The following is a 15,456-nucleotide window of genomic DNA, read 5'->3' as shown; positions in this document are numbered from 1 at the left end:
AGGCCGACAAAGCCTGTTCATCCAATCGAACCACCCGCGCCAAGGAATGCTGATGACCTTTCTGATTTTCCTCCTCGCCTGCGCCGCCGCCGCCAGCACTGGCATCATTTTCAAGCCTGGCGCCTGGTACGAATCCCTCGTCAAACCTCGCTTTACCCCGCCCAACTGGGCCTTCCCGGTGGCGTGGACGATCATCTATCTGCTGCTGGCCTGGGCCGGCTACCGCCTGACCCTGATACCCGAAAGCCAGACGGTACTAGCGCTCTGGTCAGCGCAGATTGCGCTGAACACCCTGTGGACCCCGGTGTTCTTCGGCGCCCATAGAATTGTCGCCGGCATGGTCATCATCAGCCTGCTGTGGATCGTTGCCGCCACCATGGTGGTCTTGGCCATGCGCCTGGATGTGATCACCGGCTTGATCCTGTTTCCCTATGTGGTGTGGCTGTGTATTGCTGCCGCTCTGAACTTCTCTATTCTGCGCAACAACCGCTGATGGAGCCTGGCGAACGCAATATCGCGTCGACCTGGCCCGTGACCGAAGGGGATTTGGCCCAGGTACAGGCCTTCAACAGAAAGCTGGCGCGGCTGCCGCGGTTCCGAATCCGTAACCGCATCACCCCGCTGCTCATCCAGACTTTGCTGCGCGCCGGGCAAATCGGCGGCCCGGACGTGTTGCGCAAACACGAGCTGAGCGCTGAGCGAAAACTGGTCGGCGGCGGGGGCCTGCAAGTGCCCGTGCGCATCATCCGACCCAAAGGCCCGGCCAAAGGTATCGTGCTGGATATTCATGGTGGCGGCTGGGTGATCGGCAATGCGCAGATGAATGACGACCTCAACGTCGGCATCGTCAATGCCTGCGACGTGATTGTGGTCTCGGTGGACTATCGCCTGGCGGTAACCACCCCTGTTCAAGGGTTGATGCAGGACTGCCTGTGTGCGGCACGCTGGTTGTTGAGCGAGCAGAGCGGCGAGTTTGCCGACTTGCCGGTTGTGCTCGTGGGTGAGTCGGCAGGCGGGCATCTTGCCGCCGCTACGCTGCTGGCCCTCAAGCAAACGCCTGCCCTGCTGCATCGGGTGCGTGGCGCGTTGTTGTATTACGGGGTTTACGACCTGACCGGCACCCCGAGCGTTCGCGCCGCCGGCCCGGATACACTGGTGCTGCACGGGCCCGGCATGGCAGATGCACTGCGTTTGCTCACTCCGCAGCTGGATGACCTGCAACGCCAACAGGCGCCGCTGTCACCGCTGTACGGTGATTTTACAGACATGCCCCCAGCGCTGATGTTCGTCGGTGAACTGGATCCGCTGCAGGACGATACCCTGCTTCTGGCCGAGCGGTGGACGAAGTCGAGCGATGTTGAGGTGCATTGGGTGCCAGCGTCTCCTCATGGGTTCATTCATTTCCCTACCAGGGTGGCGGACAGTGTGCTGGCTTACAGTTGGGACTGGATCAATGCGCGGGTTGAGGGAGGGGGTGGGTGAACAATGGGGGGGATGGGGGATGAGGGGATAGAGGGGGTTTCGGACGCGGCTTACGCCGCTGCTACAGGGTAGGGTTTAGGAGTTGTTTGATCCATTCGGCTTGTTGGGCGATTCGGGCGGTCTTATTGTGCGGCAGGCCTTGGAGGGCCTTGTGCTTGAGCGTGAGCAGGCGCTGCCACTTGGCCAGGAATGCTGGACTGCGCGCCTGCATCTGCAGGGGTCCGAAATACAGTTCTTGTTCGGTGTAGGTCACCGGGCCAGTTCGTTCGGCGACGATGATCTCGTAGTAGAACCGGTTCTCCTGCAGCAACGCCTCGGCAAGGATGCGATAGCCGTTCTCCATCAGCCACCGCCGCAATGGCTGCTCGCCACCGTTGGGCTGCAGGATCAACCGCTCGCGGCCGCTCAAACGGGCCTGGCCGCTGGCCAGAATGTCGCGGATCGTCTCGCCGCCCATGCCGCACAGGCTGATTGCGTCAATGGCGTCCCCGGGCTCTATCGCCGCCAGGCCATCGGCCAGGCGCACGCTGAGCTTCTCTTGCAGTCCATTCTCGCCCACCGTGCGCTGGGCGGCGTGCCACGGCGTCAGCGCAACCTCGCCAATCACCCCTCCGCTGATCGCACCGCGCAGCAACAGCGCGGCCGGCAGATAGCCGTGATCCGAACCGATATCGGCCAGGCGCGCCCCTTGGGGCACATGGGCTGCGACCTGTTCCAGGCGCATCGACAATGTCTGTTGGTTCACCGCCGCCTCACTTGACTGCAAACACCCGGCACCCACGTCCGGATCGGGGGGGCGATTGTGTCGAGCGAGGCTGTGGATTTCAACCGCCAATGCCGGCAACGGTCAATCAGCGCTCAGCGACCTATGACCAGCCGTCACACCCCCTATGACGGCGCGGCCCCTAATCCCCTCTTGCGTCAACGCTTAAGCTTGTCTGCAAGGCCGCGCCGATGGCCTATCACAACAACAAGCGCTCAACCGAGGTGCAAGCTGATGCAGGGTGTCCAAGACAAGACCAACGACCAGTTGGGGAGCGGCTTGAAAGGCCGACAGGTGACGATGATCTCCATCGGCGGGGTGATCGGTGCCGGGTTGTTCGTAGGTTCGAGCAATGCCATTGCGGCGGCCGGCCCAGCGGTGCTGGTGTCGTACCTGATGGCGGCGGCCATCGTGGTGTTGGTGATGCAGATGCTGGGCGAGATGGCCACGGCGCGTCCCGATACCGGCTCGTTTTCTTCCTATGCCGACCAGGCCATCGGACGCTGGGCGGGCTTTTCCATCGGCTGGCTGTACTGGTGGTTCTACGTACTGGTGATCGCCATCGAGGCCATCGTGGCCGGCAACATTCTGGGTGACTGGCTGGGGCTGCCCCACTGGAGCGCAGCTTTCGCCATCACCCTGGTGCTGGTGTTCTGCAACAGCCTGAGCGTCGGTTCGTTCGGTACGCTGGAATACTGGTTGTCGCTGTTCAAAGTGGTGTCGATCGTCGGTTTCATCGTGCTTGGCGTACTGGCCATTCTTGGCCTGCTGCCGGGCTCCGCCACCAGCGGCATCAGCAACCTGTGGGCCAACGGCGGCTTCGCTCCCAATGGCAATGTCGCGATCATCGCCGCCCTGCTCACCGCCATGTTCAGCTTCCAGGGCAGCGAAGTGGTGACCATCGCGGCCGCCGAATCCAAAGACCCCAAGGCCAATATCAAGAAAGCCATCCGTGCCGTGGTATGGCGTCTGGGCCTTTTCTACCTGGGCTCGATGTTTGTAGTGGTGTGCCTGATTCCGTGGAACGCGCCCGGTCTGTCCCAAGGTTCCTACCAGGCCGTGCTGACGGCCATGAATATCCCCTGGGCGCCGGGCATCATGAGCATCGTGGTGCTGGTGGCCGTGACCAGTTGCCTGAACTCGGCGATCTACACCGCTTCACGCATGGCCTATTCGTTGGCGCGCCGCGGCGACGCACCTAAATCGGTCTCGCGGACCACCGCTCAGGGCGTCCCCCTGTTGGCCGTCTCCCTCACCGCGTTCGCGGCCCTGGCCGCGCTGGCCGCCAATTACCTGCTGCCAGCCAGGGTGTTCCAGTTCCTGCTGGCCACCAGCGGCGCCTTGGCCCTGCTGATGTACCTGGTGATCGCCGTGACGCAGCTGTGCATGCGTCGCAAGCTGGTGGCCATGGGCAAACGCCTTGAAGTGCGGATGTGGCTGTTCCCCTACCTCACGGTGCTGACCATCGTATTCATCCTGGCCGTGTTCGTGATCATGGCGGCATTCCCCGGCCAGCGCGCCGAACTGATGTCGACCCTGGGCCTCACCGCTGTGCTGGTGTGCATAGGGGTCTGGCTACAGAAAAGCCAGCCGGCACTGTCGGCGCAACGCAGCGCCATGACCCGGAATGAAGCATCGGTACCGCCACCTGCCCACCCTTGAGCAGCGCGCCGGGCATCCGCTGTGCCTGCCCGTCAAAGCGAGTGTGCCCGCGGACGCCTTTTTCCCGCCACGCTCGCTCTCTAACCTAGCTGCAACCCGGCCAAGCAAAGCGCCGGAGCCCGCAATGACTGACCGTGGAGTCCCCATGACCGTAGCCTCGAAACCCGACGAACTCGCCATTCCCTATCAACTGCCGCAAGTCCCGTTCATGTCTCCCGACATGGTCCATGCGGGGGTATTGGACACCTGGCTGGAAGATGATCCGCTGTGGGTACCGGTGACCCAGTCGGTGTCGTTCAAACCCCTGTTGCTGAGCGTCTCCGGCGGCTACTACATCAACCTGCTGCGCGTACGCCAAAGCGGCGTGCTGTCCCGCCATCGGCATACCGGCGGCGTGCATGCGCTGGTTCTCAAAGGCCGCTGGTTCTATCTGGAACACGACTGGATCGCCGAGCAAGGCTCCTTCGCCTTCGAGCCCCCGGGAGAGACCCATACGCTGTTCGTGCCCGAAGACGTGGAAGAGATGATCACCTGGTTTCATGTGCAGGGTGGCTATACCTACGTCGACCCCCAAGGCGTGGCCGTGGGTTACGAGGATGTGTTCACCAAGCTGGAGGCCGCACGGGCGCACTACAAGAGCCTCGGGCTGCCGGATGATTACATCGAGCAGTTCATCCGCTGAGCATTCGGCCGCCCGCCGCCGAGCGGGCTGGTTGCCACGCCCAGCCCGGGCTGCCAGTCTTCTGCTCAGTCATGGGAGGCAGGAAATGGATCATTACTCACAGTTGCTGGCGTTTCTATGGGCCACCGAGCACGGCAATTTTTCCGCTGCGGCACGTGCCTACGACATGACCCCGTCGGCCATCAGCAAGCTGATCAGTAGGCTGGAAGATCGCCTGCAGGTGCGCTTGTTCCAGCGCGGCACCCGCAGCCTGACGCTGACCGACGAAGGCTCGGCCTACCTGGTCAGCGCCCGCGCCGTGATCAATGCCATGGCCGAAGCCGACTCGCTGGCCGAAGCCTTCCCAACGCGGGTCAGCGGCATGCTGCGCATCCACACCATGACCACCTTCGCCAAGCACCAGATCATTCCCTGGCTGCCGGAATTCATGGCGGCCTACCCAGGGCTGACGGTGGATATTCAGGTGGGGGCGCAGTTCAACGACCAGTTCGACCAGGGCCTGGACATGGCCATCCACAGCGGCGTGCTGCCGGACTCGACGCGCATCGCCCGCAAGATAGGCCAGAGCCGCTGGATCATCTGCGCTTCTCCCGACTATCTGGCCCGCCACGGAACACCTGAGCATCCTGCGCAACTGCTGGAGCACACCTGCTTCACGTTCGGCTTCAGCAGCGCGTGGAATACCTGGAGCTTCCTCATCGACGGCCAGAGCATCACCGTGCCGGTAGTGCCCAAGGCAACGTTTGCCCAGGGCGACCTGCAGCGCGACCTGGCCCTGGAGGGCGCGGGGATCGTACGCCTGGCCGAGTTTCATATCGGTCAGGACATCCGCGAGGGACGCCTGGTGCCACTGCTCGAACAATACGCCCACGACCCGGACGAACCGATCTACATGATCTACGCCAACCGCAAGCATCTGAGTCCGCGGATTCGAGTGTTCCGCGATTTTCTCGAACACAAGCTGGCGAGCCGTCCCTGGAACACCCGTTGAAGGTCACCCCAGCGGCGGCATAAACGACTTCATGGGCCCGACGGGCCTTCAAAGAACACGATACCGAGGCTTTCATGCACAACCTGATCGGCGATGTTTCCAGTGCCGCCCGAATTCTCCCCGACCTGGACGGCGAAACCCTGTTCATTCGCAACGGCAAGGGGGCCTACCTGTGGGATGTCCAGGGCCGTCGCTACATCGACACTGCCCTGGGGTTTGGCGCCGTGCTGTTGGGACACGCCAACGAACGTGTCAATGCTCAGGTCGCCATTGCCCTGGGCGATTCGGCAGCACCCTCCTGGGCCCATGCCCGCGAACACGCTGCCGCCTCGGCACTGGCTGCGCACACCGGCGCGCTGAGCAAGGTCATCTTTACCAACTCCGGCAGCGAAGCCGTACACCTGGCCTGCCGCGCCGCCCGTGCCTACACCGGACGCGGCAAGATCGCCAAGATGGCCGCCGGCTTCGACGGCTGGTTCGATGACGTCAGCTTCGGCAATGTCAACTCGAGCCAAGCGTGCTTCAGCGACCAGCAGCGCCCCTCCACCCCACGCACCACTTTGCTGCGCTTTAACGACTTCGACGACGTGCAACGCCTGTTCGACGAAGACCCTGACATCGCTGCGGTGATCCTTGAACCCATGCTGGCCAATGCCGGCTGCATCATGCCGGCGCCGGGCTATCTCGAGCACGTGCAAAAAGTGGCCCGCGCCCATGGCGCACTGCTGATCAGTGATGAAGTACTGATGGGCTTCCGGCAGAGCGCAGGGTTGGCCAGCCATCAGGCTGGGCTGGATCCGGACATCGCCAGCGTCGGCAAAGCCATCGGCAATGGTGTGCCGGTGTCGGCCATCGTCGGCAAGGCGCACATTCTCGCCGGTTTCGAGGAGGGCCGTGTGCAGCGCGGCGGGACCTTCAGCGGCAACCCCATGGCCTGCGCGGCGGTGATGAGCACGCTGGACCTGCTGGACAACGCCGACTACGTCCAGCTCATCGCCCGTGGCGAGCGTCTGCGTGAGGCGATCGTGGATATCTTCCGCGCTGAAGGCATCACGGTCAGTACCAGTGGCTATGGCAACGTTTTCTCCCTCTGGCCGTCGCCTCAGCCGCCAGCGAACTACGCCCAGGCCCTGGCGTTTGCCAATGCCGAGTTCAGCACGGCACTGCACCTGGCGCTGCGCCAGGCCGGCCTGCTGGTGATGCCATCGGTGTTCGGCCGTCTGTACCTGTCGTTCGAGCACAGCGATGGCGTGGTGCTGGAAATGACGGCCGCGTTCAAGGTGGCCGCGGCGAAACTGACAGCGCGCTTTGCTGCGGGCCGTCCTGCGCCGGCAGCCTAGCCCCTAGTCCATCACTTTGCCGGGATTGAGCCGCCCTTCTGGGTCCAGAGCGGCCTTGACCCGGCGCATCAGGTCAATCTGCGTCTGGCCTTTGCTGTGCACCAGGCGCGCTTTGTTGCTTTGGCCGATGCCATGCTCCGCGCTGATGGCTCCGCCCAGCGCCAAGGTTTCCTCATCGACGATTCGATTGATGCGCACAGCGGCCTGTTTCAGGGCATCACCCGGGTACGCGGCCGGATCGAGCATATGGATCACATGCAGGTTGCCGTCGCCGATATGCCCGACGACCAGCATCTGACCATCGGCGAACTCCTCGGCCAAGCGCTTTTCCACACTGCGCACGAACACCGCCTGGCCACTCAGGGGCACCGCCGTGTCGTGGGTGACTCCGTAGCCAGCTCGCTTGTTCGCCTCCGACACGCTATGACGAACACTCCACATCGCCTCCTGCTGGGCGTTGGATGACGCCAATACCGCGTCCTCGATCACTCCATCTTCCAGCGCCTGCCCAAGCAACTGCTCCAGGGCCTCGCGCAGGCTGTAGCTGTCCAGGGTTTCAGTAACCTCGATGATCAGCGCCCACGGCGGCACTGCCGCCATCGGCCAGGTAGGGCCCTGCATGTGCGTCAGCACGGTCTGCACCTGGGCGCGGTTGATCAACTCGCAGGACAGCAAACGGTCGCCCAGTTGTTTGCGCAGGCCGATCAACAGGGTCAGCGCCGACTCGACCTCCTGGAACGCCACCATCGCCGACTCTCGCTGACGCGGCGCCGGGAATACTTTCAAGGAGGCGGCCGTGACGATGCCGAGCGTGCCCTCGGCACCGATGAACAAGTGCTTGAGGTCGTAGCCGGTGGTGTTCTTGCGCAGCGGGGTCAGCCAATTGCACAGCGTGCCATCGGCCAATACCACTTCCAGCCCCAGCACCAGATCGCGCATCGGACCGTAGCGCAGCACCGCCGTGCCACCGGCGTTGGTGGAGATATTGCCACCGATCTGGCAACTGCCTTCGGCCCCCAGGCTCATGGGGAAGAAATAGCCGTGCTCGCGGGCAAGTTCCTGAATCCGCTGTAGCACCGCACCGGCCTCTACCACTATGCAACCGTCCACCTCGTTGAATTCGCGCACCCGATTCAAGCGGCCCAGCCACAGCACCAATGCAGTGCCCGAGGCATCGGGAGTGGCCGCACCACACAGGCCCGTGTTGCCGCCCTGGGGCACCACCGGCACGCCGTGCTCGGCGCACAGTCGCATCAGCGCCATCACCTCCGACGTGCTGGCCGGGCGCGCCACCGCGCAGGCAAGCCCTTGGTAGCGATCCCGCCAGTCATTGACGAAGCCCTGCAGATCCTCGGCTTCGGTCAGCAGGTTGGCAGGACCGACGATGGCCCGTGCCGCTTCTATGAACGCATTGCTTGGCATGACAGCTCCTCGAAATTCCCATGGCCCAGGCTGACGGCATTGTGGCCCAGCGCTTGCATTCCACAAAAATAACTCTTGCATCCACTAAAAGGCAAGATTATTACTATACGAGAATTTTTATAGGGCAAGATCGGAATGTCTGACACGAGCAAAGGGTCCGAAAGCATGGGAAGTTCACGCCGATCGTTCCTCAAGACAGTGGGTGTGGCCGGTGTCGGTATCGCCGCAGCGCCCTACTTCATCGGCTCCGCGCGGGCCGAAAGCAAGCGCATCATGATTCGCGATCCGGGCGGCAACTGGACCCAGGGCTTCAAGGAGACGTTCTTCGACCCCTTCTTCAAAGAGACCGGCATCGAAGTGGTCGGCATCACGTCGGCCGCCGAGCCCACCGCCGAAATCCGCAGCATGGTCGAAACCGGCAATTACACCTGGGACATCGGCGGCTCCATGAGCCTGTCGAGTATCAACCAACTGGCGGCCGCCGGGCTGATCGAGGCGCACAAGCTCGACGACCACCCGGTCATCAAGACCATTCCAGCGCAATACCGTACCCCCTATGCCATCGGCTCGGACATCTACTCCACGGCCATCGGCTACAACACCGAGAAGGTCAAGAAGGTCCCCAACTCGTGGAAGGAGTTCTGGGACGCGGAGCAATTTCCAGGCCGTCGTGGTTTACGCAAATACCCCTTCGACAGTGTCGAGCAAGCCCTGATGGCCGACGGTGTAGCGCCCGATGCCGTGTACCCCTGTGACCTGGACCGCGCCTTCGCTTCACTGGACAAGATCCGCCCCGAAATTGCCGCATGGTGGACCTCCGGTGCCCAGGCCACGCAGATGTTCAGCAGCGGCGAAGTGGACATGATGCCGACCTGGGCCAGCCGTATCCTGGCTGCGCGGGACGCCGGGGCGCCGGTGGCGATCTCCTGGAACCAGCACATCTGGGGTGTCGATGTGTGGGCGATTCTCAAGGGCACGCCGAAGGCCGACCTGTGTCGCCAGTTCATCGCCTTTGCCTGCGACGCCAAGCGTCAGGCCAAGTTGACCGAGTACGTCATGAACGGTCCGACCCAGCCTGAGGCGTTCCAGTACATCCCCGCCGACCGCGCCCGCGACCTGGCCACCCACCCGGACAACATCAAGCTGGGTATCGGCATCGACAACGACTACTGGGCCGAGAACAAGAGCGAAGCCCTGGACCAGTTCAATGAATGGATTCTGGGCTGACCGCGCTGAGGAATGACGTTATGGCAACAACGATCAAATTGCGGGTCGATGGCGTGCACAAGCGCTTTGGCTCTTTCGTCGCACTCAAGGAAACCAGCCTGGAGCTGCGTCAGGGCGAGTTCCTTACCCTGTTGGGTCCTTCGGGATCGGGCAAGACCACCCTGTTGATGATGGTTGCCGGACTCATGGAACCGGACGGTGGCAACTTGTGGATAGATGGTCAACTGGCCACCTATGCGCCGCCTTACGAGCGGGACATCGGCATGGTGTTCCAGAGCTATGCCCTGTTTCCGCACCTGACCATTGCCGAGAACATTGCCTTCCCGCTGCGCATGCGTCGGCATCCTTCGGCACAGATCGACAAGCAGGTCAGGGACGTTCTGGAGCTGGTGCAACTGCCCCATGTCGCCCAGCGCTATCCGCGCGAGCTTTCGGGTGGCCAGCAGCAGCGCATTGCCCTGGCACGTTGCATCGTCTACCAGCCCAGCATCATTCTGATGGACGAACCTCTGGGCGCTCTGGACAAGAAGCTGCGCGACCAACTGCAGCTGGAAATCAAACGCCTGCACAAGCAGCTGGGCACGACCATTCTGTACGTCACCCACGATCAGGAAGAAACCCTGACCATGTCGGATCGGGTCTGCCTGATGAACCATGGCCATATCGAGCAGATTGGTACGCCCAATGATCTGTACTTCCGGCCCCGCACCGTGTTCGCCGCCGACTTCCTGGGCGAATCGAACATCCTGTCCGGCCAGGCGGTCAGTCAGGGCGAGGCCCTGGTGACCATCAGCAGTGCAGAATTGGGCGGTTCCTTGCACGCGGTCGGCGCTCATAGCGGCCCGCTGAACTGGATGGTGCGGCCCGAGCGCATGCGCCTGGCCAGTGCACCGGAACCTGGCCTGAACTCGATACAGGGGGTGTTGACCGAGGTGATCTTCACCGGCGGCGTCACGCGGTCGTTGATCACCACTGCCGGCGGTGCAACCTTGATGGTGGCCGGGCTGACCTTCGAGCAGGGCCTGACCAGTCAGCCCGGCCAGGCCGTGTGGGTGGTCTGGCATCCCTCGGATACGGTGCTGCTGCCCGCCACGCCGACCCAGGAGGCCGCATGACTCAGGCCACCCTGGAAGTGGGGCTGGCCCAGGCATCCATGCGCCGACCCTTTCGCCTCAAACCGTGGATGATGGTCCTGCCCGCAGTGCTGTTTCTGATGCTGCTGATGGTGTACCCGGTCGCCGAGTTTCTGGGCCTGAGCATTGTCCGTAAGGGCGAGTTGTCGCTGTACAACTACGACCGCCTGCTGTCGCGGGATATCTACTGGCGAGTGCTGGTCATCACCCTGCAGTGCGCCGGCTGGACCACCCTCTTTGCCGTATTGTTCGGCTACCCCGTGGCCTATCTGATCGCCACCACTCAGAACAAGACGCGTGCCCGGCTGATGTTCTGGCTGATGCTGCCGTTCTGGACCAGCTTTCTGGTACGCACCTTCGCCTGGATCGTGCTGTTGGGGCGCAACGGGCTGTTCAACCAATGGCTGCAAGCAGTGGGCCTGACCGACGCGCCCGCTGAGTTGCTGTACAACTTCAGCGCGGTGATGATCGGCATGCTGCATGCCCTGATGCCCCTGTGCGTGATCACCATGCTCTCGGTGCTGGACAACATCGACGCGAACCTGTCACGTGCATCGATGACCCTGGGCGCACCACCCGGTAGCACCTTCTGGCGCATCTACTTTCCGTTGTCGATGCCTGGCGTGGCAGCCGGGGGCCTGCTGGTATTCATTACCGCCCTGGGCTTTTTCATCACCCCCGCCCTGCTCGGCAGCCCACGGGACATCATGCTGCCGCAGTTGATCATCCAGCAGGTGCAGGAGATGTTGAACTGGGAGTTCGCCGGGGCCTTGTCGGTCCTGCTGCTGGTGGCTGTGCTGGTGGTGTTTCTGGTGTACGACCGCGTCTTCGGCATGTCGACCCTGGCCGGTGGTGCACATACCCCAAGCAAAGCCGGCGGCTCGCGCCTGCTGTCCCGCGTTGGCAATGTCATTCTGGCGGCGCTGGGCCGGGCAAGCGACCTGCTGATCAGGCTGCTGTCACCGTTGGCAGGAACATCACCCACCCGTCGGCGTCGGCCTGTGGGCCGCTGGTGCCTGTGGCTGGTGGTGCTGGTCATTCTGTTTTTCCTGGTGGCCCCGGCCTTCGTCATGGTGCCCATCTCCTTCACTGAAACCTCGGTGCTGGATTGGCCGCCCAAGGGCTTCAGCTGGCAGTGGTACGAAGCCTATCTGGAGTCGCCGGCGTGGGTTGCTGCCACCTTGCGCTCGGTGCAGGTCGCCTTGCTCACCGCGCTGCTGTCGATGCTGATCGGTACGCCCGCAGCCTTCGGCCTGATGCGCGGGCTCAAGCGTGGCAATGCCCTGGTGCTGGCGTTCCTGCTATCGCCGCTGATCCTGCCTCGCATCGTGATCGCCGTGGCGCTGTTCTATCTGTTTTCCAAACTGGCGTTGATTGGCAGCGTCACCGGGTTGGTACTGGGCCACACCATTCTGGCTGTGCCCTATGTGGTGGTCAGCGTGATGGCGGTGCTGAAGAACTACGACCAGCGCTACGACAACGCTGCCTGGAGCCTGGGCGCCAACCGCTGGCGCGCGCTGCGCTACGTGACCCTGCCCCTGCTGCGCGGCGGCTTGCTCGCCGCCTTCCTGTTCGCCTTCGTGACCTCGTTCGACGAGCTGACCCTGTCGCTGTTCGTCAGTGGTGGCATGCAAGCCACACTGCCCAAGCAGATGTGGGACAGCGCGATCCTACAGGTCAACCCGCTGCTCTCCGCCGTCTCCACCTTGCTGCTGGCATTGATCGCTGTAGTGCTGTTGCTGGCGAACCGGTTGAGCAGCCGCGACAGCCAACGTCAGCTCAAATGACTTCTCATGAATAGGAACGCCGTTATGTCAGTCCCTCTCTTGCATGGCATCCTGCCGCCCTTCCCCACGCCGGTCACGGCTGACGGCGCGGTGGACGACACTGCCCTGCGCAAGCTGTTGCACAACCTGATTGCCGCCGGCGTACAGGGGCTGGTGCCCATTGGTGGCACGGGTGAGTACACCGCCCTTTCACCCCAGGCCCGTGAGCGGGTGGTGGCAATCACCGTGGAAGTTGCCGATGGCCGCATTCCGGTGATTGCCGGCATGGTCTCGCCAGGGTTTGCCGAATCGGTCTGCGCCGGCAAGGCGTTCAAGGCGGCCGGTGCAGATGGCTTGCTGGCAGTGACGCCGTTCTACGTCTCGCCCACCCAAAGCGGTATTCGTGAGTATTTCCGGGCGTATCGCGATGCGGTGGACATGCCGATCCTGTTCTATGACGTGCCCTATCGGACGCGAATCGTCACCGAGGCCCAGACCATCGCCGACATGGAAGCCGATGGCTCGATTTTCGGCATGAAAGCCTGCAATACCGATATGGCCCACTTCAATGAAGTCATGACGCTGACCACTTCGGACTTTCAGATGCTGTCGGGTGAAGACCTGCTCTATCCCGCTCATGCGGCACTCGGTGCGCGGGGCGGAATCCTGGCTTCATCGCCGCTGCTGCCGGATTACTGGCTGCGGCTGTACGAGATTTTCCGCACTGGCCAGTTCGATGAAGGCATTGCCGGGCAGCGCCGGCTGTTGCCGCTGTTGGGCGCCTTGTTCGCCGAGGCCAACCCTGGGCCGTTGAAAGCGGCGATGAAGATGATCGATCAGGACTGCGGCGATGTGCTGTCGCCGTTGCAGGCGCCCGGTGAACTGACCGTGGAGCGCCTGCGGTTGGCTATGGACGACCTGCGCACCAGCGGTGTGTTGCCTGCCGCTCAAGCCCTGTAACGCGGCTTCACTCAGTCGACGTAGACCCACAGCACCACGGCTTCATCGACACCTTCGCTGGTCCACTTGTGACCGGCGCGGGCGTCGTAATACAAGCTATCGCCAGGCTCCAACCGGAGCGGTGCGTAGAGTTGCGAATGAATCACCAGACAGCCGGACAACACATACACGAACAGCTCGCCCGCATGGCTGGGCCATTCGCTGTACTCATCGGGATGCTTGGCCACGACTCGAGATTTCATCGGCAGCATGCGTTTGTGTTTCAGGTCGGCCGCCAGCCAGGTGTTCTGGCATGTCGTGGTCGCCACCTGAAGCCCATGCGCGTGGCGGTTCAAACTCCGCCGCCCGACCGCAAACGGCCGCTCGTTATCAGACAGCAGGTTGACCACCTCGATGCCAAAGCCCTTGGCGATCTTGCTCAGGCTGCTGAGCGTGGGCGATAACTCGTTGCGCTCGATCTTGGACAACGCAGACAGCGACAGACCGGTGAATTTCGCCGTCTGGGTCAAGGTCCATTTGCGCTCGTGGCGCAGCGAGCGGACCCGAGCGCCAATGTCGATGGGCGCCTCGTCATCGGCGATTTCGGTGAAATCGGCCTCGGGTCGGTCCAGTGCGAGTTGGAAGTCCATAGCAGTCCTTGATCAGAAATAGCGTGCAGCTTTATAGGTTTGTACGTTGCGGCAAAGCAGTCAACCCGCGGATTCTCTCATCCAGAGTTAATTCTCGTATAGTGATAGATATAGCCTTTAGTCTAATTAAAGTGCACAAGGACAGAAGCGGTGATCGACGCGTTGAATTTTGCAGACTTGCGCCGCAGTGCAAGGCGCACCCTGCCCCGCGCCATTTTCGAGTACATCGATCGTGGCACCGAAGACGAAAGCGGCATGGCGCATAACCGCCGTGCTTTCGAACAGAAGCGGATCGCCCCGCGCATTCTGCAGGGTGCGAGCCCCCGCAGCACCTCCACCCAGCTGTTCGGCAAGACGCTGCAGATCCCGATCGTGGTCGCCCCCACGGCCTGCGCAGGGCTGGTCTGGTACAAAGGCGAAATCGCCCTGGCCAAGGCGGCGGCGCAAGCCGGCATTGCGTTCTGCGCCGCCACCGAAGCCATTACCTGTGTCGAGGAAATCGCCGCCAACAGCCGCGCCAACCTGTGGTTCCAGCTGTATCTCTGGGAGCACCAGGCAATGTCCGAGGCACTGGTGGAGCGCGCACGACAGTCTGGGGCTGAAACACTGGTGCTGACCGTGGACACCCCCGTCTACGCCAATCGGGAATACAACGTGCGCAATGGCATGGGCATGCCGTTCAAATACTCGGTACGCAATACCCTGGACGTGATGTGCCATCCCCACTGGCTGGCCAAGGTGCTGGGCCGTTACATGATCAATGGCGGTGCACCCAGCTTCGCCAACTATCCCCAGGCCTATCGGCAGACCATCCTGGGTGGCGGAAGCAAGCAACGCCTGGAGCATACGCCGCAGCTGACCTGGGCACATGTGGCCAGGCTGCGGGAAATCTGGAAGGGCAACCTCGTGCTCAAAGGTATCGTGCGCGCCGATGATGCGCTGCGGGCCATCGACCATGGTGTGGATGGCGTGGTGGTGTCCAACCATGGCGCGCGCAATCTGGACAGCGCTGTAGCACCGATCGACGCACTGCCCGCCATCGTCGAGGCCGCCGCCGGCCGGCTGACCGTCCTCATGGACAGCAATATCCAGCGCGGCAGTGACATCTTCAAGGCGTTGGCCCTGGGTGCCCAGGCCGTCATGGTCGGCAGGGCATTTCTCTACGGCACGGCCATGGGCGGTGAAGCCGGAGCCTTGCACACGGCCCGGATGCTGCGCCGGGAACTCGACCTGACCATGGGTAACAGCGGCGCGCGCAACATCGTGGACATCGATGGGGGGCTGATGGCGCCGTAGATTTGCGAACGCCGTGGCAGCGCACCTGCCTGCCATGGCTACAAGCACTCCCGAGCAATAGCGACTATGCTTCCCGCTCCCGGAGGTAGCATGTCACTGAATC

Annotated in this window: 14 protein-coding genes; 11 read left to right on the top strand and 3 right to left on the bottom strand. The window is 62.7% G+C overall.

Going from position 1 to position 15,456, the window contains the following annotated elements:
- The first annotated feature begins 52 nt into the window (after nt 1-52).
- Nucleotides 53-493, top strand: coding sequence for a tryptophan-rich sensory protein TspO (gene tspO / locus B3397_RS08525; protein ID WP_296249047.1), 441 nt, complete (start codon nt 53-55; stop codon nt 491-493).
- Complete coding sequence (locus tag B3397_RS08520; protein WP_296249045.1) at nt 493-1,482, top strand: alpha/beta hydrolase fold domain-containing protein; 990 nt, start codon at nt 493-495, stop codon at nt 1,480-1,482. Before tspO ends, B3397_RS08520 begins: the two co-directional genes overlap by 1 nt.
- A gap of 61 nt (nt 1,483-1,543) precedes the next feature.
- On the opposite strand, the gene B3397_RS08515 is transcribed toward B3397_RS08520, so the two are convergent.
- Entirely contained in the window at nt 1,544-2,227 is a 684-nt protein-coding gene (locus B3397_RS08515) for a tRNA (adenine(22)-N(1))-methyltransferase (protein ID WP_296249043.1), read from the bottom strand.
- Between the two features lie 252 nt (nt 2,228-2,479).
- Between B3397_RS08515 and B3397_RS08510 the strand changes: the two genes are divergently transcribed.
- From B3397_RS08510 to B3397_RS08495, 4 genes are all read left to right on the top strand, one after another.
- On the top strand, nt 2,480-3,907 hold the full coding sequence (locus B3397_RS08510; RefSeq protein WP_296249041.1) for an amino acid permease: 1,428 nt from the start codon (nt 2,480-2,482) through the stop codon (nt 3,905-3,907).
- A 145-nt stretch (nt 3,908-4,052) separates the two neighbouring features.
- A complete protein-coding gene (locus B3397_RS08505; protein ID WP_296249039.1) occupies nt 4,053-4,589 on the top strand; it encodes a 2,4'-dihydroxyacetophenone dioxygenase family protein in 537 nt (178 codons plus the stop codon).
- Nucleotides 4,590-4,674: 85 nt separating this feature from the next.
- On the top strand, nt 4,675-5,580 hold the full coding sequence (locus B3397_RS08500) for a LysR family transcriptional regulator (RefSeq protein WP_296249038.1): 906 nt from the start codon (nt 4,675-4,677) through the stop codon (nt 5,578-5,580).
- A 74-nt stretch (nt 5,581-5,654) separates the two neighbouring features.
- Entirely contained in the window at nt 5,655-6,920 is a 1,266-nt protein-coding gene (locus B3397_RS08495; RefSeq protein ID WP_296249036.1) for an aspartate aminotransferase family protein, read from the top strand.
- Between the two features lie 3 nt (nt 6,921-6,923).
- Here the strand turns inward: B3397_RS08495 and B3397_RS08490 are convergent, their stop codons facing one another.
- A complete protein-coding gene (locus tag B3397_RS08490) occupies nt 6,924-8,342 on the bottom strand; it encodes an FAD-binding oxidoreductase (RefSeq protein ID WP_296249034.1) in 1,419 nt (472 codons plus the stop codon).
- 165 nt (nt 8,343-8,507) lie between these two features.
- Here B3397_RS08490 and B3397_RS08485 point away from each other — a divergent pair, with 165 nt between their 5' ends.
- The 4 genes from B3397_RS08485 to B3397_RS08470 are packed head-to-tail and all read left to right on the top strand — an operon-like array spanning nt 8,508 to nt 13,428.
- Nucleotides 8,508-9,569 carry an extracellular solute-binding protein gene (locus B3397_RS08485; protein ID WP_296249032.1) on the top strand — a complete coding sequence of 354 codons (1,062 nt, stop codon included), beginning with the start codon at nt 8,508-8,510 and terminating at the stop codon, nt 9,567-9,569.
- Between the two features lie 20 nt (nt 9,570-9,589).
- Nucleotides 9,590-10,684 carry an ABC transporter ATP-binding protein gene (locus B3397_RS08480; RefSeq protein WP_296249031.1) on the top strand — a complete coding sequence of 365 codons (1,095 nt, stop codon included), beginning with the start codon at nt 9,590-9,592 and terminating at the stop codon, nt 10,682-10,684.
- Entirely contained in the window at nt 10,681-12,489 is a 1,809-nt protein-coding gene (locus B3397_RS08475) for an ABC transporter permease subunit (protein ID WP_296249029.1), read from the top strand. The genes B3397_RS08480 and B3397_RS08475 overlap by 4 nt, the downstream gene beginning before the upstream one ends.
- A 24-nt stretch (nt 12,490-12,513) precedes the next feature.
- The gene (locus tag B3397_RS08470; protein ID WP_296249026.1) at nt 12,514-13,428 is read left to right on the top strand and encodes a dihydrodipicolinate synthase family protein; all 915 of its coding nucleotides are present in this window, start codon (nt 12,514-12,516) and stop codon (nt 13,426-13,428) included.
- A gap of 11 nt (nt 13,429-13,439) precedes the next feature.
- Here the strand turns inward: B3397_RS08470 and B3397_RS08465 are convergent, their stop codons facing one another.
- The gene (locus tag B3397_RS08465) at nt 13,440-14,057 is read right to left on the bottom strand and encodes a helix-turn-helix domain-containing protein (protein ID WP_296249025.1); all 618 of its coding nucleotides are present in this window, start codon (nt 14,055-14,057) and stop codon (nt 13,440-13,442) included.
- 150 nt (nt 14,058-14,207) lie between these two features.
- On the opposite strand from B3397_RS08465, the gene B3397_RS08460 reads away from it, so the two are divergent.
- Complete coding sequence (locus B3397_RS08460) at nt 14,208-15,353, top strand: alpha-hydroxy acid oxidase (protein WP_296249024.1); 1,146 nt, start codon at nt 14,208-14,210, stop codon at nt 15,351-15,353.
- Nucleotides 15,354-15,456: the final 103 nt, after the last annotated feature.

Origin of the sequence: Pseudomonas sp. UBA4194, assembly GCF_002379585.1 — a bacterium.
Classification (GTDB): domain Bacteria; phylum Pseudomonadota; class Gammaproteobacteria; order Pseudomonadales; family Pseudomonadaceae; genus Aquipseudomonas.
The sequence above is the reverse complement of the archived record's forward strand: the minus strand, read 5'-3'. Positions and strand labels throughout refer to the sequence as shown.